The organism is Paenibacillus sp. cl6col (assembly GCF_900102125.1).
Lineage (GTDB): Bacteria > Bacillota > Bacilli > Paenibacillales > Paenibacillaceae > Paenibacillus_B > Paenibacillus_B suaedae.
On the sequence record NZ_FNAZ01000013.1, the window covers coordinates 1 to 19332 of the forward strand.

Consider the following 19332-nt stretch of genomic DNA (forward strand, 5'->3'; position numbering starts at 1 on the left):
CGTCAGACAGTTCAAAGATAGCTTTCAGCAGTAAGTATTTAAACATGCGAATGGGGTCGATGGCGTTGCGTCCATTATCCAAACAATATTTTGCTTCCAATTCCTCGTATATGAAGGTGAAGTCCACCAGTTCATTAATTTGACGGAGCATGTTGTCCTTCGGCACGACGATGTCATACAATGCCGCATAAGGACTCAGAACCAAGGTTTGTTGTTGACGAATCATCTCGCTCACCCGCTCTCCATGATGCTTTCATTATAAGCGAAAAAAGGTACAGCTTCCTCAATTTTCTTGAGGGGCTGTACCTTTAACATGAGATGGACTTTTTCAGTGGCCTCCAAGAGCGGTGAGGTCTATTTTTATTCGATCAAATCACACTCCCTCCTTTTTTACTAGATCATATTATTACACTGTCTCTATATGACTCCTAACAAATTTCGTGAAAGATAGAATCTGATGGTTACTCATATGATATGTGATCGTGCAGTATAAAGCAAAATGCCAGGTGCATGGCCCTAAAAAAGAGCTATTCTGCTTTATACGTTGTATAAAGTGAATAGCCCTATGCGGTAGGTGAAGATAAATTGCAAAGCAAATTAACAAGTTACACAATTGTCTCGTTCAGCCATTGCTCCATTGTGTGGCGTCGCGATAAGGAGTGTCTCTGGGCATTCACGATCGCATCCATCGCATGGAATGGGGAACGTGGAGCCTCTTCTTGCGCGCGCTCTCGCATCCATTGCAGTGTCTCTGGATGTCGGGAGAAGATCGACAACTGCGCAACCAATTCTTCTGCATCCTCCGCACAGCAGGCAACCCCGCTGCGCAGCAAGTAGCGAATGTTATCCTGTTCTTGACCAGGAAGCGGCTTATAGACGAGCAGTGGCAGCTGTTGGACAACTGCCTCGGAGGTAGTAACACCGCCGGATTTCGTAATCATTAGGTCGGACATCGCCATATATTCGTGAACAGGCTTCACATAGCCTTCAATACGAACATGCAGCGGGCTGGATTCGGCCCAGCGTTCCAATTGTGAACGAAGCTTATCGTTGCTGCCGCAAATGATGATAAATTGCATATCCTGTGCCCATCCAGCTTGCTCAATGACATCCAACATGGATGGATCCATCAAACCGCAGCCACCGCCCATCAGGAGAACGGTCAGCTTGGAGGAATCAAGTTCATACTTCTTGCGCAGTTCTGTCTTCGAATACGATTCATAGAAGGCGGGACGAACCGGAATTCCCGTCACCTGAATGCGGGATTGAGGAACACCCTGCTCAATCAATTGCGTCTTGGCATCTTCAGAGCCAGCTAAATATAAATCTGTATAAGGATGCAGCCAGAAGCTGTGATCTGTATGGTCAGTAATGACCGTGACAGCTGGGCAATCAATCATGCCGCGCTCCTTCAGCTTCGATACTGCTGCACTGGCAGCAGGGAACGTACTGACAATGACAGTTGGCTTCATCTGCTCTACGAGCTTTATCAGCGGGCGCAAGCTTGTGAAGCGGACTCCCTTCAATAACTGTGCTAGTTTACGATCCTTGCGAGTCATATTGAACAAATACCCGTACATGCTAGGGAACAGCTTCACCCATTGTACGAAGCAATACGTGCCGACACTGTGCAAGTGAGGAGATACCTGCTCCATATAATCAACAACGTGTACATCTGCTTCTGTGCCGTACCAACGTTCAGCCGTTTCTTTAATTGCTTGTGCAGTCTGCATATGGCCGTGGCCTATCGAGCCTGATAGTACAAGCACCTTCGCCCTGCCCGGTGTGGACGGTGCTTCCATCCGTTCGAACATGTTCATAACACTCCTTCGCCGTAGTTGAGTCTTCGTCTATATATTCGATTGCGCTGAGCTGCCAATCGTTTCCTTGTTATCTGGTACTAATATCGTATCCTAACTCCTCATTCATGAAAATGGCCCTCAGTTCGGTTATATCCTAGACCTGAGTCGGGCATGCTGTCCGGACTCTTTTCCAGTTCCATCCGCTATTGGTCCTATTTATGGGGGTTTTTAGCTTTTTTTATTACTTACCTTTTCCAATGGGATTTGACCCAAAATTAAGTAATTGTTCTATAATGAACGAGAAGGTCTGAGAAAGGTGTGAGTCTGGCATGCAGCATAAGCTGTTGATCGTAGAAGATGACGCTTCTATTGTAGAAATGGTATCGGATTATTTGAGTAGGGAAGGATTTTATGTAGTGACCGCAACCAATGGTGAAGAAGGCATGGCCAAGTTCACCTCTGACACATACGATATGATGATTGTCGATCTGATGATGCCGAAGCTAGATGGATTTGAGATGATTAAGCTTGTTCGAGAGCGGAGCGCAATCCCTATTCTCATTATGTCCGCGAAGGACAGCGATGTAGACAAGGCACTCGGACTTGGCTTCGGCGCAGATGATTATATCGCGAAGCCCTTCTCGATGATAGAGATCTCTGCGAGAATCAAGGCAGCAATTAGACGCGCTACGAAGTATGTTCAGATCGATACGGTGAAGCCAATGCCCGAACAGAACGTCATTCAGGCAGGTCAACTGCTCATCGATCTTGATAATTATCTTGTACAGAAGCAAGAAGAAACTATGAAACTCACTTCCAAAGAATTCGATATTTTAAAGTTATTCGTAACCAACCCGAATCGTGTGTTCACAAAAGCACAAATATATGGATTTGTATGGAACGATGAATACTATGGCGATGAAAATGTCATTAACGTTCACATTCGCCGGCTGCGGGAGAAGATAGAGGACGATCCGTCGAATCCTACCCATATTAAGACCTTGTGGGGGATCGGCTACAAGTGGGAAGGTTGAGCAATGATGATAACGGGCCTTTTATCTATATGTATGGTAATCCTGTTGATCGTAGTCTACACGCAGCATGTGAATCATTCAAGACGCAATCAGCAATTAACAGAAATTCAAAAAAAGCTGGAACAAATTCATCGAACACAATCTGCGGAGAAGCTCCTGCTGTTCACGGATGATAAGCAGATTATTGGGGTCATTGAACAAATAAATGAATTACTGGTCGATCATGAGAAGGCACTGGCGAATTATGCGAAGACGGAGATCGCGATGAGGAAGATGATATCGAACATCTCTCATGATCTGAAGACCCCGCTTACCGTTGTACTTGGTTACTTGGAGACGCTGAATCTGAGCAGTGAGCGCATCAGTGACGAAGAACGGAATCGCCTGCTCACACGGGTGCATGGCAAGACGGTAGAAGTAATCGAGCTTATACATACCTTTTTTGATTTAGCGAAGCTAGAATCTGGGGACAAGCATGTCGAGCTGACTCGAGTCGATATGAGCGAGCTATGCCGCAAAAATATTCTCCAATTTTATGAGCGGCTTACAAAGAGGGGGTTCGAGGTTGATATTCAGATTCCGGAAGCTTCTCTCTATGCGAGAGGGAATGAAGACGCACTGGATCGCATGCTGAACAATCTCATCTCTAATGCGATAGAGTATGGGGCTGATGGCCATGTGCTGGGCATAGCCCTGCGCAGTGATGATGCGCATTTGTTCGTTGATGTGTGGGATCGTGGCAAGGGGATTCCAGAACAGCACCAAGACCGTGTTTTTGAGCGCATGTATACACTGGAGGATTCCCGCAACAAAAATTATGAAGGCAGCGGATTGGGGTTAACGATCACGAAGCGGCTCGCTGAATCAATGGGCGGTTCGATAGAACTTCATAGTAAGCCGTATAAAAAAACGATTTTTACAATTAAGCTCCTGCGAATGTCTTGAGGTATTCTACAAGAAACCGGTCAGTGCTGGCTGTGAATGAATAGACGGTTCAGGTCTGATGACGTCGAAGGAAGGGTCACGAGGTTCGAAGAGATTTTGCTGTGCTGTAACCAGTATGGCACTCTGCGGACCTTATTTGTATGTCAAGACAGAAAGAACGTAAGGAATTCGTAAGGATTAGGTAAGAAATAAGAAATAGCTAATCGATACAATGAAGACATCAGAAGAGATGAGAGGGGTAAATGAAATGACCTTCCTTGTACGGACGCATCGATTGACGAAGAATTATCAAGGCAAAGATGTCGTATCGAATGTGAGCATGAATATTAAGAAGGGCGAGATATACGGATTCCTTGGCCCCAATGGGGCGGGGAAGACAACGATTATGAAAATGATGACGAATCTCTTGCAGCCAACGAGCGGTGAGATTGAGATGTTCGGCGAGAAGATGACACCCTCATCCTATTCCTTGCTATCTCGCATGGGGACAATTATTGAGCAGCCAATCTTCTATGATCGTCTTACTGCGCAGGAGAATCTGGAGCTCCATTGTGAATACATGGGCTACCATAATAAGAAGGCGATTGAGGAAGCACTGGAACTGGTAGGGCTGAACGGCATCGAACGCAAGCAGGTGAAGGACTTCTCCCTCGGGATGAAGCAGCGTCTAGGTATTGCGCGGGCCATATCGATCAAGCCAGAGCTGTTGCTCCTGGATGAGCCGATTAATGGTCTTGACCCGATTGGGATTAAGGAGATACGTGACCTGTTCAAGAAGCTATCACGCGAGTTCGGTATTACGCTCTTGATCTCCAGCCACATCTTAGGGGAAATGGAGCTTGTTGCAGATACGATCGGTGTCATTAACCATGGGGTGCTGTTGGAGGAAGTGCCAATGGATCGGGTTCGGGCGCAGCAGTCCGAATTCATTGAGGTCATCACTGATAATGCGAGCAAGGCAGCCTATGTGCTTGAAGAAGTCATGCATATTTCGAATTTCCGCATTACGGACAACCGGATCATCCGCATCTATCAATCGGGGGTGTCTCAGCAAGATATTACGAAGGCATTTGTTATGAACGATGTCATGGTAGAGTCTGTCCATAAGAAGCATCATTCCTTGGAGGATTACTTTATGAAGCTGTTGAATGGAGGGGCTGCTCGTGAATAAGCTCATTCGACTGGAACTGCAGAAATTCCGGTTTGCTACCTATATACGTACGGCCATGTATATCACGATCGGGATATTCCTCTTTATTTTGCTTGGAATCTATGGAGATACACGCGATATCGCGTTCAAGAACTTGCCCGAGGTATTAGGCATCATCGATACTTTTGTGAAGGTAGCTTTCATTATTACTGCCTCGGTATTGCTAAGCCGAATGGTTATTGATGAGTTTAAGAGCAAGTCTATCACGGTCATGTTCATGTACCCGATTCCACGGAAAAAGCTCATGACAGCCAAGCTGATCATTGTGGTCTTGTACACCTTCATCGCCATTATTCTATCAAATATTGTACTAATCAGTGGATTCCTTTTATACAATTCTTATGCGCACACTGTACCCGGGACGGCGACAATAAGTATGGTTACGCATCAAGTGGCAACTAGTGTTATCAACTCCTTAGCAGCAAGCTGCTTAAGTCTGATTCCATTATGGTTCGGCATGCGCAAATATTCAGCGGCGGCGACCATTACGAGCTCCATTCTAATTGCAGGCTTTCTAGGCTCGTCGACTGGTGGATTTACCTTGTGGTCCATTATCGCAGTGCCATTTGCTTTTGCTGCGCTTGGTGTAGTGATTGGTTACTTGACGATTCGCAAGATTGACACGATTGACCTGTATAAATAAAAATAGATGCAGCGAAATACCTTGTTGTGACAGCGATGTGACATGCCCAAATTGGTGACAAATTTCAGAAGGGTTCTGGAAAAAAGGTGCAGCACATTGCGGGCTGCTTGTAAAGAGGAAAGAAGGCACAATGTCTTTTTTCTTCTTTTTTTCACTTTTTTTCGACATATTTGTGAAATTTGACACAATGTTCTTATTTTGATCAAGTAATTGCTTTATAATTGTGATAAATATCACATTGCAGCGTTTCTGTATCTGACAGAATACAACTGGAACATGTAATCAACGTCATTGATCCCGTGTTCGACGCAGGCATTACAGCCTATTCAGCATAGGAATGAGAGTATAAATAGAAAGGTGGAAGGACAACGATATGTGGGATACGATCTTATTATCGCGCATTCAGTTTGCATCGACGACGATTTTTCACTTCTTCTTCGTACCGGTATCGATTGGTCTAGCATTGCTCATCGCAATGATGGAGACGATGTATGTCGTCAAGGGAAATGAAGAGTACAAGAAGATGACGAAGTTCTGGGGGAAGCTGTTCCTCATTAACTTCGGTGTCGGTGTTGTCACAGGTATTATTCAGGAATTCCAGTTCGGGATGAACTGGTCGAACTATTCTCGCTTCGTCGGAGACGTGTTCGGTGCGCCGCTTGCGATTGAAGCATTGCTGGCATTCTTTATGGAATCAACGTTTATCGGATTATGGATATTTGGATGGGATCGCTTATCGAAGAAGGTGCACTGCTTGTGCATTTGGCTTGTAGCCATCGGTACAACGTTGTCCGCCTTGTGGATCTTGGCGGCGAACTCCTTCATGCAGCGTCCGGTCGGATTCGAGATTAACAATGGCCGTGCGGAAATGAACGATTTCTTCGCGCTGCTGACAAATGGTCAGCTGCTTGTTGAATTCCCGCATACGATTTTCGGTGCATTTGCAACAGGAGCGTTCCTCATCACTGGGGTGAGTGCTTATAAACTGCTGAAGAAGCAGGACGTTTCTTTCTTCCAAAAATCGTTCAAGATTGGTGTTATCGTAGCTACGGTCTCTTCCATTCTGGTTGCGGTCTTCGGTCACCAGCAGGCACAATATTTGATGCATACCCAACCAATGAAGATGGCGGCAAGTGAAGGCTTGTGGGAAACAAGTGGCGACCCTGCGCCGTGGACGGTATTTGCAGCAATCAATACAGACAAGCAAGAGAACAGCATGGAATTCAAAGTTCCATACTTGCTTAGCTTCCTATCTTATAGTAAGTTCTCCGGCGAAGTCCGCGGGATGAAGGAATTGCAAGCGGAATATGAACAACTGTATGGCCCAGGCGATTACATTCCGCCGGTGAAGACAACATTCTGGAGCTTCCGCATCATGGTTCTTGCCGGAACATTGATGATTCTGCTTGGCATGTATGGCTGGTTCTTGGCAGCACGCAAGAAGCTGGGCAATCCGAATAAGTGGTTTATGCGTTTCATGCTCTATGCAATCTCATTGCCGTTCATTGCGAATACAGCAGGTTGGATTATGACGGAAATTGGTCGTCAGCCATGGACGGTATTCGGTCTCATGCGGACAGAAGACAGTATTTCGCCGAGCGTGTCGGGGGGTCAAGTGCTATTCTCTCTTATCGCATTCTCGACAATTTACACCGTACTTGCTATCGTGCTTGTGTATTTGTTCGTTCGTGTCATCAAAAAGGGTCCGAATGAAGTGTTGAAGGCAGAACATTCGAATGACCCGTTTGATCAGGAGGGACAACATGTTATCTCTTAATGAATTGTGGTTTCTACTAGTTGGAGTGTTATTTGTCGGATTCTTCTTCTTGGAAGGCTTCGACTTCGGTGTCGGCATGTCGACGAAGTTCTTGGCCCGTACAGACGGGGAGAAACGCGTATTAATCAACTCGATCGGTCCGTTCTGGGATGCCAATGAAGTATGGCTGCTTACGGCCGGTGGGGCGATGTTCGCTGCGTTCCCGAACTGGTATGCTACGCTGTTCAGCGGATATTACACGCCGTTTGTCGTTTTGCTGCTTGCATTGATTGGACGCGGTGTCGCATTCGAATTCCGCGGCAAGAAAGAGACAGAACGCTGGAAGAAGTCTTGGGACTGGGCGATTTTCTTAGGAAGTCTGCTTCCTCCATTCCTGTGCGGGGTTGTATTCGCAGGGCTGATTCAAGGCTTGCCAATTGACGGCCAGATGGAAATGAAGGCTGGACTGTTCGATATGGTGAATGTGTATACATTGCTTGGCGGGGTAACCGTTACGGTACTGTGCCTCGTGCATGGCTTGATGTTCACAACGCTGCGCACAATTGGCTCCTTGCAGGAGCGTGCACGTAAGCAAGCGAAGATGCTGCTAGTGCCTTTGGCGGTATTGTTTGTTGCTTTCGGTGCTATGACGTACTTCAAGACGGATGTATTTGAGGTTCGCGGTGGGATCTTAACAGCTGTTGCTGTAGTTGGGGTTATTGTTTATGTGCTCGCTGGCTACTTCATGGCGAAGAAGCGCGATGGCTGGGCATTCGGCATGACGGGCTGTGTTATCATTCTATCGATCGCGTCTGTCTTTATCGGATTATTCCCGCGTGTTATGATTAGCTCGATTGATAAGGCATTCGACTTAACGATTCATAACGCAGCTTCTGGGCAATACTCATTGAAAGTTATGACGATTGTAGCTCTAACCTTGCTGCCATTCGTTCTAGGATATCAAATTTGGAGTTATTTCGTCTTCCATAAACGGCTTCACGAGAAGGAGCATTTAGAATACTAATGGATAAAAATTTGCTCAAGTATGATGGAGCAAGGCCGACGATGTTCATCATTGCCGTCCTTACTCTTGTGCAAACACTATCCATCATAGGTCTGGCAATCAAGCTGGCGGAGGTTATCTCCGCCTTATTTGCCGGCGCGCCGTTGCAGGAACAAGCCGCAAATATGGGTCTGTTCCTGCTTGCGTTTACCGTCCGTCAAGTGACGACCTTGCTTATGCAGAAGGTAGCCTACAACTTCGCCGAGAAGACAGGGGTAAACTTGCGGCGTCAGTTGATGGATAAGTTGTTCCAGTATGGACCTCGCTTCGCCAAGTCAGAAGGTACGGGCAATCTCGTAACTCTTGTGCTTGAAGGGGTCTCCCAATTTCGCACGTATGTGGAACTGATTCTTCCTCGGATGATGGGTACGGGCATTACGCCAATTCTCATCCTATTCTATGTACTCACGCTAGATACGGCGTCCGGTATTATTTTGATTGTGACGCTGCCGATTTTGATTGTATTTCTGATACTGGTTGGGCTTGCTGCGCGCAAGCAGATGGATCGACAATGGGAGTCGTACCGCATTTTATCGAACCACTTTGTCGATGCGCTTCGGGGCTTGGAGACGCTTCGTTTTCTGGGGCAGAGCCGCAAGCACAGTGATACGATTGGGCAAGTGAGTGACAAGTATCGCTCTGCGACAATGCGTACGCTTCGTGTTGCTTTTCTCTCCTCCTTCGCCCTTGACTTCTTTACGATGTTATCCGTTGCCTCTGTAGCAGTCGGCCTGGGTCTTCGTCTTATTAATGGAGAAATGACATTGGTGACGGGGCTGACGGTGCTGATTCTAGCCCCTGAGTATTTCCTGCCTGTTCGCATGGTTGGCGCGGATTATCACGCGACATTGAACGGGAAAGAAGCTGGAAAAGCAATTGATGCGATCATTAAACATGAAACTGAAGTAGGAGAAAGTGCCTCACAGCTTCCGTCCTCTCTTATTTGGACGAAGGATAGCACAATCGCCTTGTCCGGTATAGGTGTGAAGCATGAAGCGGATGGACCGTCTTCACTGAAGGATGTAACGTGTGAGGTGACGGGGATTTTGAAAGTCGGCATTGTCGGCGAGAGCGGGGCAGGCAAGTCTACGCTCATTGATGTGCTTGGCGGTTTCCTTCGTCCGACATCAGGACAGTTCACCTTGAACGGCGTGGATGTGCCATCGCTTGATGAGGAAGCTTGGCGTCAGCTGACGACTTATATTCCTCAGCATCCGTATCTTTTCAACGTGTCGCTCGCTGACAATATCCGATTCTATGCGCCTGAAGCTTCTGATGAAGCAGTGGATCGCGCCCTTGCAGCCGCTGGTTTGTCTACATTGACTGCTGTGCTGCCAAATGGTCGGGATGAGCTTATTGGCAATGGAGGCCGCTCTCTTAGCGGCGGACAGGAGCAGCGTGTGGCGCTTGCTCGTGCATTCCTGAGCGACAGACCGATTATGATGCTGGATGAGCCTACGGCCCATCTGGATATTGAGACAGAATATGAGCTGAAGCAGACGATGCTATCGCTGTTCGAAGGCAAGCTGGTCTTCCTTGCGACGCATCGCCTGCATTGGATGGAAGATATGGATTGGATTATCGTCATGGATCATGGAAAGGTAGCAGAGGCAGGTACGCACCAGGAGCTGCTTGAACGCCAAGGCGTGTATTACAGCATGTTGATTTCGCAGCAGGAGGGGATATCGTGACACGTGAACAGAATCAATGGCTGCGCCCTTATTTGCGGCGCTACTGCGGTCGCTTCGCGCTCATTATTTTCCTCGGCATGCTGACAGTACTGTGCGCGAGTGCGCTCATGTTCACCTCCGGATTCTTGATATCCAAATCAGCTGCACGTCCGGAGAACATTCTCATGGTTTATGTACCGATTGTGCTTGTGCGCACCTTTGGTATTGGCAGAGCCGTCGTGCATTATGTAGAGCGGCTTGTAGGTCATGATGCCGTGCTTCGCATCTTATCGAAGATGCGTGTTCGCCTGTACCGGATTTTGGAGCCGCAAGCTTTATTCATTCGTTCCCGATTCCGCACAGGGGATGTGCTTGGCGTGCTGGCAGATGATATTGAACATTTGCAAAATGTCTATGTACGTACTATTTTTCCGAGCATTGTCGCGATTGTAATGTATGCGGCAGGGATCGCAGCCCTCGGCTGGTTCGATCTCCCTTTCGCACTGCTGATGGCACTATATATTGCCGTACTCGTCTTCATTCTGCCATGGATATCGCTATGGTTCACACGTCGGAAGCACCGCCTAATGAAGCAGGAGCGCAGCGGGCTATATCGGAAGCTGACGGATGCGGTACTTGGTATGAGCGATTGGGTCATTAGCGGCCGAGCTCCCCAATTCGTCGATTCGTATGAAGCGGATGAGGCGCGAGTGGCCCGTATAGACCGAGATTTACGGATGTGGGCGCGGTGGCGGACACTCATTGCCCAGTCTGTCGTCGGCTTGACGGTCATTACGATGGTGTACTGGGCTGGCGGTCAAGCGGCTGATGGAAATATGCCTGCCGTCATGATTGCGGCGTTCGGCCTTGTTGTATTCCCTCTAATGGACGCCTTCCTGCCGGTATCGGAAGCAGTAGAGAAGCTTCCTCAATATGAAGATTCGTTAGAACGTCTGTCGGGCATGGGAGAGGCGCCTGTGGAACAAACTGTCGGCAGCGCAGCGAATATGAAGCCAGAACTGCTGCAGCAAGCGCGCGAGTCTACCCATATCCGCTTGGATCAAGTCAGCTTCCGGCATGCAGGATCGGCCTCCTTAACGATTGATGGGGTATCACTTGATGTGCCGCAAGGCAAGAAGATTGCGCTTATCGGACGCAGCGGTGCCGGCAAGTCCACATTGTCTACCTTAATTCAAGGTGCGCTTATGCCGGAGTCTGGAAGCGTCATGATCAATAATGTTCGCGCTGACGAGTATGGTGAGCATATCCCAGAGATTCTGTCTGTGCTAAATCAACGTCCACATCTATTCGATACGACAGTAGCAAACAATATTCGTCTAGGACGGCGCAGTGCTTCGGATGAAGAGATTCGCCAGGTAGCGGAACAAGTGAAGCTGAATACACTGATCGCTTCTCTTCCGAAAGGATACGATACGGCGATGATGGAAACCGGACAGCGCTTCTCCGGAGGGGAGCGGCAGCGCATTGCGCTGGCGCGTGTACTGCTTCAACGTACGCCAGTCGTCATCCTTGATGAGCCGACAGTTGGTCTCGATCCGAAGACGGAGCGGGAGCTGCTGGGGACCATGTTCGAGACGATGAAGGGCAAATCGCTCATCTGGATTACACACCATCTTGTAGGTGTTGAGCAGATGGATGAGATCGTCTTTATCGAAAATGGCCAGGTGGAAATGCGCGGTTCTCATGCCGAGCTTATGGAGCAATATCCGCGATATCGCAATTTGTATCATTTAGATCGCCCGGGCAAAGGGTTGATGCAATCTTCATAGCGTTTGAGGCTTTGCCTTTTTGCTTCTATATAGTAGAAATAGAAAAAGTCTCGATAGCATCAGAGTGGCGTACTCTGGTGCTATTTTTTTTATATATTTTTTTACTAACGATCTGCTTATGTTTTTCATGAACAGGAAGGAAGATGGATGGGGTGAGCGAATTGTTAATGAAGGAGATTGCTAACGGTTCAAATAGGGTAATAAATAAGTAGCATTGAACTGCAGCTCGGCATTCACCTGAGAATGAGATGAATACTTCGCCTTATTTAACAGCATAATGAAGAAGGTATGTCTGAATTATGACCCAATTGAGAAAGAATATCATTTTCATATTATAATTATTATAAAATAGCTTGACAGATTGAATCGTTTAGTTAATAATAATTATTATAAAGTGTGTTACCGAGTGTGTTGTTACCGACATGCTCTAAATAAATCATAAATCAAAGTAGAGGAGATAGTAACTATGTCACTTATCGGAAAAGAAGTACTGCCATTCAAAGCAAATGCATTCCAAAAAGGTCAATTCATCGAAGTTACAGAAGAGAACTTCAAAGGTAAATGGAGCGTAGTGTGCTTCTATCCAGCTGACTTCACATTTGTCTGCCCTACTGAGCTCGAAGACTTGCAAAACCAATATGCAGAGCTGAAGAAATTGGGTGTTGAAGTGTACTCCGTATCCACAGATACACACTTCACGCACAAAGCTTGGCATGAAAGCTCCCAGGCTATCGGCAAAGTTGAATATATTATGATCGGCGACCCATCCCATATCGTATCCCGCAACTTCGACGTATTGATCGAAGAAGCAGGTCTTGCAGACCGCGGTACGTTCATTATCGACCCAGATGGAATCATTCAAGCAGCTGAAATCAACGCTGGCGGCATCGGTCGTGATGCAAGTGCTCTTATCAACAAGATCAAAGCGGCACAATATGTTCGCAACAATCCAGGTGAAGTTTGCCCAGCGAAATGGCAAGAAGGCGGCAAAACATTGAAGCCAAGCCTTGACCTCGTGGGTAAAATCTAAGGAGTGTCCTTACAATGGCATTAGATCAAGATATCAAAGCACAACTAGAACAATATCTCCAGCTTCTTGAGGGAGATATTGTTCTCAAGGTCAGCGCTGGCTCTGATGATGCGTCTTCGGAGATGCTGTCCTTGGTGGAGGAACTCGCTGGCATGTCGTCTCGGATTACTGTGGAGAAGACACAGTTGTCCCGCACTCCAAGCTTTAGTGTGAACCGTGTAGGTGAAGATACAGGCGTTACTTTTGCCGGTACTCCGCTCGGACATGAGTTTACCTCTTTGGTATTGGCTTTGCTGCAAGTGAGCGGTAGAGCTCCTAAGGTAGAGCAGAGTGTGATTGATCAAATTAATAACATTCGCGGCGAATATAAGTTTGAAACTTATATCAGCCTGAGCTGCCATAACTGTCCGGATGTTGTGCAGGCGCTGAACTTGATGAGCATTCTTAACCCTGGCATTTCGCACACGATGATTGACGGTGCCGTATTCAAGGAAGAGGTAGAGAGCAAGGATGTTATGTCTGTCCCTAGCGTATACCTGAACGGCGAATTCTTCGGCGGCGGACGTATGACCGTTGAAGAAATTCTGGCTAAGCTTGGTACTGCTCCAGATGCATCCGAGTTCGATAATAAAGAGCCATTCGATGTTCTTGTTATTGGCGGTGGACCATCAGGTGCAAGTGCGGCGATTTACGCAGCACGCAAAGGGATCCGCACAGGTATCGTTGCAGAGCGCTTCGGTGGTCAGGTCAACGATACGCTCGGCATTGAGAACTTTATCAGTGTGAAATACACGGAAGGTTCTCAGCTCGTAGCGAATATTGAAAATCAAGTGAAAGAGTACAATATCGATGTCATGAAGCTTCAGCGTGCAAAACGCTTGGAGAAGAAGGACCTTATCGAAATTGAACTCGAAAACGGTGCTGTACTGAAAAGTAAGACCGTCATCGTATCGACAGGTGCTCGTTGGCGGAACGTAGGCGTCCCTGGTGAAGCAGAGTTCAAGAACAAAGGGGTAGCTTACTGCCCGCATTGTGATGGACCTCTGTTCACAGGCAAGGATGTGGCAGTCATTGGGGGCGGCAACTCTGGCATAGAGGCAGCAATCGATCTTGCGGGTATTGTAAAACATGTGACGGTACTTGAGTTCGCTCCAGAACTGAAAGCCGACGCTGTATTGCAAGACCGCTTGTACAGCCTACCGAATGTAACAGTATTGAAGAACGTGCAAACATCTGAAATTACCGGTACAGACAAGGTTGACGGCATTTCCTATATCGATCGCGCTACAGGTGAGACGAAGCATGTTGAGCTGCAAGGCGTATTCGTACAAATCGGTCTTGTGCCGAACACAGACTGGTTAGCTGATACCGTTGAGCGCACTCGCATGGGTGAAATCGTAGTAGACAGCCATGGTGCAACAAGCGTACCTGGTGTATTTGCAGCCGGCGATTGCACGAATAGCCCATACAAGCAGATTATCATCTCGATGGGATCTGGTGCTACAGCAGCATTGGGTGCATTCGATTATCTCATACGCAATTAATCGATATCATCATGAATAGATACGCTTCTTGCCTCGTGGCAGGTCAAGCGAGCGGCGGCCCTCATTTCTTACATGAAGTGGGGGCTGTTGTTATTGGCCTATCAATACGGGACAGAGAGCTTTACAGGATTTAGGGTTGATTCGTTGTAATGTTGTAACTATAATGGTTACATGTATGTAGGTTGAAATTGACATATCTTGTATTGTTGGTTGCAGCCGTGATTACGATTGAAGAAAGGAATTGAAAAACCATCTATGAGTATACCTGTGCAACACAGTAATACGGCCTCAGCCATGTCTGCACCTACTCGGAAGCAGAGGCTGTCCATGGCCGTTATTCTTGGATCGATGACAGCGATTGGTCCGTTGTCGATTGATATGTATCTGCCTTCTTTGCCGATGTTGGCGAGTGACTTACAGACGAGCACTTCCTTCGCGCAATTGAGCTTAACTGCCTGTCTCATGGGCTTAGCTCTTGGTCAGTTGATGCTGGGACCCCTCAGTGACGCAAGAGGGCGCCGGAAGCCGCTAATCCTCTCACTCGCCATTTACGTGATAGCTTCTATTCTATGTGCTGTTGTTCCGTCCATAGGGGGCCTGATTGCTCTCCGCTTCATTCAGGGCATGGCTGGGTCTGGAGGCATTGTCATTGCCCGTGCCATGGTGCGCGACATGTATTCGGGCAGTGAACTGACGAAGTTCTTCTCCCTGCTCATGCTTATTAACGGTTTGGCTCCAATATTAGCGCCGATTGCTGGAGGGCAGCTGCTTCAGTTTACGACTTGGCATGGGGTGTTTATCGTGCTCGGCTTGCTCGGTCTGCTTATGATGATCGCCGCATGGTTCGGTTTGCCGGAGACACTTCAGCCTGAACGCCGTTCTACCGGCGGTCTGCGCACGACGATGGCAACTTTCCGTACACTGCTGTCCGATCGTGAATTCATGGGATATGCATGCACACAAGGCTTCGTTTTTGCTGCGATGTTCGGTTATATATCGGGATCACCCTTTGTGCTGCAGGAAATTTACGGCGCATCCCCGCAAGCATACAGCCTGTTTTTCGCACTCAATGGCCTTGGGCTCATCATTGCGACACAAATTACGGGCCGCTTGGCGTCTCGCTTCCATGAGAAGCGGCTCTTCATTGCAGGAATTGTTCAAACCGTTAGTGGTGGTCTGCTGCTCTTAGCTGCGATACTGCTGCAGGCACCGTTAATTGCAGTTGTCATCGCCCTGTTCATTGTTGTATCGAGTACAGGGGTGGTCAATACGGCAGGCTTCTCTCTAGCGATGCAGAGCCAAGGGGAGAGAGCGGGCAGCGCATCGGCTATGCTGGGCTTGATGTCCTTCATTGCAGGCTCGCTTGCTGCTCCGCTTGTCGGCATTGCTGGCAGCCATACAGCCGTTCCGATGGGTGTTGTTATTGCGTGCTGCGGACTTGGCGCGGTAATGAGCTACTTGTTCATGATTCGCAAGCGGTAACGTCATAGACTTGTATCTTGTGCACAGTTGAACTCATATCATGTAACTTTTATTTATATGTATGTCCACATACAGAAGCGCTGGAGCAAGCGGAATGGTTCGCGAAGTCTCCAGCGCTTTTTAGTTTCGTGATGGGTTGAAGGTTGTAATATGAATGCTTAGCTTATCCGGCAAGATTGTCGGTCTGCACCTTTTGCTTGGTCACATGCTCAAGCCGCTTGGATCTGCGTGACAGTTGGTTGACGGTCAAAGTAATCATGAAGGCAGATAAGAGGCTCCCGACCATCGCAACGATGAATCCAGTCATGTTATTGGATAACAGAGGCGCCATGAACGAAGGAACGTATGCGGTGCCTTGTACTTCGAACATTCCGACCAATAAGCCGCCCAGTCCTGCGGATACGATAGCACCGCCGAAGATGAATTTGTTCGAGAACATGAAGGGATACGCTGCTTCTACGAATGTGCCGAACCCGATATTAATCAGAAAGCCAGGTACGGCGACGGCTGCTTCTCCCTTATCGCGAGGGGCAATTATATTCGCTAACGTGATACCGGCAGACACCATGACAAGTCCAGCCATGTCTACGGCTCCAAGGAAGCTATTACCGGTCCGCTCCATTTCGAGCAGGACAATGGGCAGGATGGCTGCATGATATACACCGCCTAGAATGGCAGGCCATATGAGCAGTCCAGCGAGCAGTCCGGCTAGTATTGAGCTTGTAGATACAGCTGCTTCCAGCAGCCAGCGAATACCTTCACCGGCTTGAAGGGCGATCGGAGCAACCATGAAATAGACGATAAGCCCAGAAATTAAACCGGAGAGTCCGCCGGCGACAATGTTGACAGTTGTAGCAGGGAAGCGCCACTGTACACATTTACGAAAGAGAACATGCCCGAGCAGTCCAGCCCCAATCCCCCCAATGATTCCTCCAATAATGCCGCCCTCGACGGACATGACTCCGGCGATGATACCTGAGACGATGGATACCTCATCGAGATCCGAGATTTGCTTCGCTGCAATAGCTGCCAGAATGATAGGGAGTGCTTTAATCATAATGTCGAATATCTCGCTAAGTCCGGCCAGAGCAGGGATTTTGCTTAAGGCAAGTAGCAGTGCCATCGCAATAAAGCCGGGCAGAGAGGCGAGCATAATGCCGCGAATGCTAATACGTCTCCAAGGCGAGTCCTCTCCTGTTCTGCCAGATGAGGCATCAGCAGTTGCGCCGATAATTGGCCGATAGGTCAATCCCCAATGCTGACATAGTGTGGTCACGAACGTGACTGCTCTTGTACGATTCGTCGTTCCGGTCGTGCCAGACACGGCCAGCACATTCGCTCCCTTGGCACTGGTGAGAGCCATGGACGTGCCGCCAGTTCCTGTGATCGGCAGATTCATATCTATCGCTGCTTCCACGGCATATGCGTTGGTGCGGGTAGGATCTGCACTCATCATAATGAGTGCGCCAATACGACCCTGGCGAATCTGCGCCGCAATATCTTGATCCAATTGCGTGGCAACCTGATTGATCTCATCTAGTGATCCTTCTGCAAGTGGCTTCGGAGTCTGGAGCGACTCATCCCAGCCATACAGGGCAGCCTGCGTAGAGCCTTTGGCGTTGTCCATTGATGCGTCTGCGCCAACGAACTGAATCGCTCCACAGCCGATCCCAGCACTCTCCAATTGGATGACAAGTTCTTGGAGTAGTTTAAGAGGGTCTTTGCCTCCTAAGTTATATAGGTTGCCTCCGCTGCTTCCGATGATTGCGATTGTTTTTGCCATAAACGATCCTCCTGTCTGCGGTGAAAAATCTTTTTTTCTATATTATAGTAAAGTGGTAAATGGTTGAAGTAACAATCTATATGGCATGGAAAAAAGAGGAATAATTAGCCTCATTTCAATAAAAAAATAGGCAAATTGTGCAATGAGGAATGATGGAAAGTAAGTCAGGGTCATCGGAGTGTTGCCGCGGTTTGCTAAGAGGGACGCAGGTAATAGAATAAGGCTGCTTGTCTCCAGGTAGAGATCGTAGAGACATGCAGCCTTAATGAAGGGAATAATCGAGAGATAGAATGAATTAAAATTCAAGTCCCAGCACGGCAGGAATGCCTTCTTCGTAGTAATGCTTCACGGGCTGAATTTCCGATACGAGATCTGCAATTTCCATGATTTCCGGACAAGCTGAACGTCCTGTTATCACGATGTTCAGATGCTCGTGACGATTCTTAATTACTTCGATGATCTCAGCCCTTGGCAGAACATCATCAATCGGGAAGCTTGTAATTGCAAGTGCGTTGTTCAATTCATCCAGTACGATGAGATCATAATCACCAGACTGGATTTCCTGCTTCGCAATCGCCCATGCCTGCTTGAATGCTTCACGATGCTCCTCCGGTGTCTTCAGCCAAGTAAATCCGATCCCCAGCTGTCTTACTTCAACACCCAGCTTCTCCAGCGAAGCCTGTTCTCCGTAAGAGCGCTTGGGACTCTTGATGAACTGGAGTATCAGTACCTTGAAGCCATGTCCAACCGCTCTGACGCATAGCCCGACTGCTGCTGTCGTCTTCCCTTTGCCATCACCTGTATATACGAGCGTCATTCCTCTGGTTCGTGTCGCCATGTTGGCTGTCCCTCCTGTATGAGCCGGCATGCATCTTTCCAGCGTGCTGGCATAATCTTGGTAGCATATATTACTTCCATAGTATCACTGAGGGGAAGGCCTGTCGACTGAGAGGGAGGGGATGAACCGACTGGCGGTTTAACTGGCTGAATGCACGGCAATACTGGAAAGCAGAATCTATGGCTGTCGGCGGAAAGCCAGCAGCACAACAAGCAGGCATGCGATCAACTGCAGAAGCGAGGAAGGACGTCTATGGATCAGCTGCAAGCAAGCTTACAACGCAATCTGGATTATATTCGGACGAAGCTCGGCAATAGCTCTGATATTGTGATTCGTGAATTGCGAGTTGGGGGCAAGGGCGAGCAAAGAATCGCATTAATATATACGGATGGACTAGTCGATCAGGCGATTATTATCGACTTTATGATGGAGTCGCTCTTGGGTGACAGCCAAGTTTTGCAAGGTGATAATTCCACGCAACAATCAGATTCGGCTGCATCACAAGGCTCCATGGGCGCAAACGGTACGCCGGATTGGTCGGGAGGATCGGGTGCTGCATGGTCTGGATATGCACCAACTTTTGCTTCCACTAGCGGAGTTCAATTCAGTTCACAATTTAGCTCACAACAAGGAACACAACAAGGTTCGCAACAAGGAACACAACAAGGTACGCAACAAAGTACGCAACAAGGAACGCAACAAGGTTCACAACAAGGAACGCAACAAGGAACGCAACAGGGCA

At 48.0% G+C, this 19332-nt stretch carries 15 protein-coding genes and 1 pseudogene; 12 read left to right on the forward strand and 4 right to left on the reverse strand.

The window, feature by feature from the left end; translation table 11 throughout:
• Positions 1–226, reverse strand: a pseudogene (locus tag BLS15_RS25210) (IS5/IS1182 family transposase); the annotation flags it as partial.
• A 379-nt stretch (positions 227–605) separates the two neighbouring features.
• Positions 606–1814 carry an MGDG synthase family glycosyltransferase gene (locus BLS15_RS25215; RefSeq protein WP_021257335.1) on the reverse strand — a complete coding sequence of 403 codons (1209 nt, stop codon included), beginning with the start codon at positions 1812–1814 and terminating at the stop codon, positions 606–608.
• A gap of 317 nt (positions 1815–2131) precedes the next feature.
• Between BLS15_RS25215 and BLS15_RS25220 the strand changes: the two genes are divergently transcribed.
• The 11 genes from BLS15_RS25220 (at position 2132) to BLS15_RS25270 (ending at position 15969) form a co-directional block, all read left to right on the forward strand.
• On the forward strand, positions 2132–2836 hold the full coding sequence (locus tag BLS15_RS25220; protein WP_021257334.1) for a response regulator transcription factor: 705 nt from the start codon (positions 2132–2134) through the stop codon (positions 2834–2836).
• A gap of 9 nt (positions 2837–2845) precedes the next feature.
• Complete coding sequence (locus BLS15_RS25225; protein WP_090514494.1) at positions 2846–3781, forward strand: sensor histidine kinase; 936 nt, start codon at positions 2846–2848, stop codon at positions 3779–3781.
• Positions 3782–4028: 247 nt separating this feature from the next.
• Complete coding sequence (locus BLS15_RS25230) at positions 4029–4952, forward strand: ABC transporter ATP-binding protein (protein WP_021257332.1); 924 nt, start codon at positions 4029–4031, stop codon at positions 4950–4952.
• Entirely contained in the window at positions 4945–5634 is a 690-nt protein-coding gene (locus tag BLS15_RS25235; RefSeq protein WP_028533336.1) for an ABC transporter permease, read from the forward strand. The genes BLS15_RS25230 and BLS15_RS25235 overlap by 8 nt, the downstream gene beginning before the upstream one ends.
• A 373-nt stretch (positions 5635–6007) precedes the next feature.
• Positions 6008–7411: a cytochrome ubiquinol oxidase subunit I gene (locus BLS15_RS25240; protein ID WP_021257330.1), complete on the forward strand. Its 1404-nt coding sequence runs from the start codon at positions 6008–6010 to the stop codon at positions 7409–7411.
• On the forward strand, positions 7398–8414 hold the full coding sequence (cydB, locus tag BLS15_RS25245) for a cytochrome d ubiquinol oxidase subunit II (protein ID WP_090514403.1): 1017 nt from the start codon (positions 7398–7400) through the stop codon (positions 8412–8414). The genes BLS15_RS25240 and cydB overlap by 14 nt, the downstream gene beginning before the upstream one ends.
• Positions 8414–10144: a thiol reductant ABC exporter subunit CydD gene (gene cydD, locus BLS15_RS25250; protein WP_090514406.1), complete on the forward strand. Its 1731-nt coding sequence runs from the start codon at positions 8414–8416 to the stop codon at positions 10142–10144. Before cydB ends, cydD begins: the two co-directional genes overlap by 1 nt.
• On the forward strand, positions 10141–11913 hold the full coding sequence (gene cydC / locus BLS15_RS25255; RefSeq protein ID WP_090514409.1) for a thiol reductant ABC exporter subunit CydC: 1773 nt from the start codon (positions 10141–10143) through the stop codon (positions 11911–11913). Before cydD ends, cydC begins: the two co-directional genes overlap by 4 nt.
• 466 nt (positions 11914–12379) lie before the next feature.
• Positions 12380–12943, forward strand: a complete 564-nt coding sequence (ahpC, locus tag BLS15_RS25260) for an alkyl hydroperoxide reductase subunit C (RefSeq protein WP_021257326.1) — start codon at positions 12380–12382, stop codon at positions 12941–12943.
• Positions 12944–12957: 14 nt separating this feature from the next.
• Positions 12958–14487 carry an alkyl hydroperoxide reductase subunit F gene (gene ahpF, locus BLS15_RS25265; protein ID WP_090514412.1) on the forward strand — a complete coding sequence of 510 codons (1530 nt, stop codon included), beginning with the start codon at positions 12958–12960 and terminating at the stop codon, positions 14485–14487.
• Between the two features lie 294 nt (positions 14488–14781).
• Positions 14782–15969, forward strand: a complete 1188-nt coding sequence (locus BLS15_RS25270) for a multidrug effflux MFS transporter (protein WP_028533340.1) — start codon at positions 14782–14784, stop codon at positions 15967–15969.
• 163 nt (positions 15970–16132) lie between these two features.
• On the opposite strand, the gene BLS15_RS25275 is transcribed toward BLS15_RS25270, so the two are convergent.
• Together BLS15_RS25275 and BLS15_RS25280 are read right to left on the reverse strand one after the other, a co-directional pair.
• Complete coding sequence (locus BLS15_RS25275) at positions 16133–17752, reverse strand: putative phosphotransferase system component (protein WP_021257323.1); 1620 nt, start codon at positions 17750–17752, stop codon at positions 16133–16135.
• 295 nt (positions 17753–18047) lie between these two features.
• On the reverse strand, positions 18048–18590 hold the full coding sequence (locus BLS15_RS25280) for a cob(I)yrinic acid a,c-diamide adenosyltransferase (protein WP_021257322.1): 543 nt from the start codon (positions 18588–18590) through the stop codon (positions 18048–18050).
• 252 nt (positions 18591–18842) lie between these two features.
• On the opposite strand from BLS15_RS25280, the gene BLS15_RS25285 reads away from it, so the two are divergent.
• Positions 18843–19332, forward strand: a 490-nt coding sequence (locus BLS15_RS25285) for a spore germination protein (RefSeq protein ID WP_139170725.1), incomplete at its 3' end; no start/stop codon positions are given.

Bases quoted from the DNA above. Each gene is read 5' to 3' on its own strand.
- BLS15_RS25215 (WP_021257335.1), bottom strand. From the start codon at position 1,814: ATGTTCGAACGGATGGAAGCACCGTCCACACCGGGCAGGGCGAAGGTG.
- BLS15_RS25220 (WP_021257334.1), top strand. From the start codon at position 2,132: ATGCAGCATAAGCTGTTGATCGTAGAAGATGACGCTTCTATTGTAGAA.
- BLS15_RS25230 (WP_021257332.1), top strand. From the start codon at position 4,029: ATGACCTTCCTTGTACGGACGCATCGATTGACGAAGAATTATCAAGGC.
- BLS15_RS25240 (WP_021257330.1), top strand. From the start codon at position 6,008: ATGTGGGATACGATCTTATTATCGCGCATTCAGTTTGCATCGACGACG.
- cydB (WP_090514403.1), top strand. From the start codon at position 7,398: ATGTTATCTCTTAATGAATTGTGGTTTCTACTAGTTGGAGTGTTATTT.
- cydD (WP_090514406.1), top strand. From the start codon at position 8,414: ATGGATAAAAATTTGCTCAAGTATGATGGAGCAAGGCCGACGATGTTC.
- ahpC (WP_021257326.1), top strand. From the start codon at position 12,380: ATGTCACTTATCGGAAAAGAAGTACTGCCATTCAAAGCAAATGCATTC.
- ahpF (WP_090514412.1), top strand. From the start codon at position 12,958: ATGGCATTAGATCAAGATATCAAAGCACAACTAGAACAATATCTCCAG.
- BLS15_RS25270 (WP_028533340.1), top strand. From the start codon at position 14,782: ATGTCTGCACCTACTCGGAAGCAGAGGCTGTCCATGGCCGTTATTCTT.
- BLS15_RS25275 (WP_021257323.1), bottom strand. From the start codon at position 17,752: ATGGCAAAAACAATCGCAATCATCGGAAGCAGCGGAGGCAACCTATAT.
- BLS15_RS25280 (WP_021257322.1), bottom strand. From the start codon at position 18,590: ATGGCGACACGAACCAGAGGAATGACGCTCGTATATACAGGTGATGGC.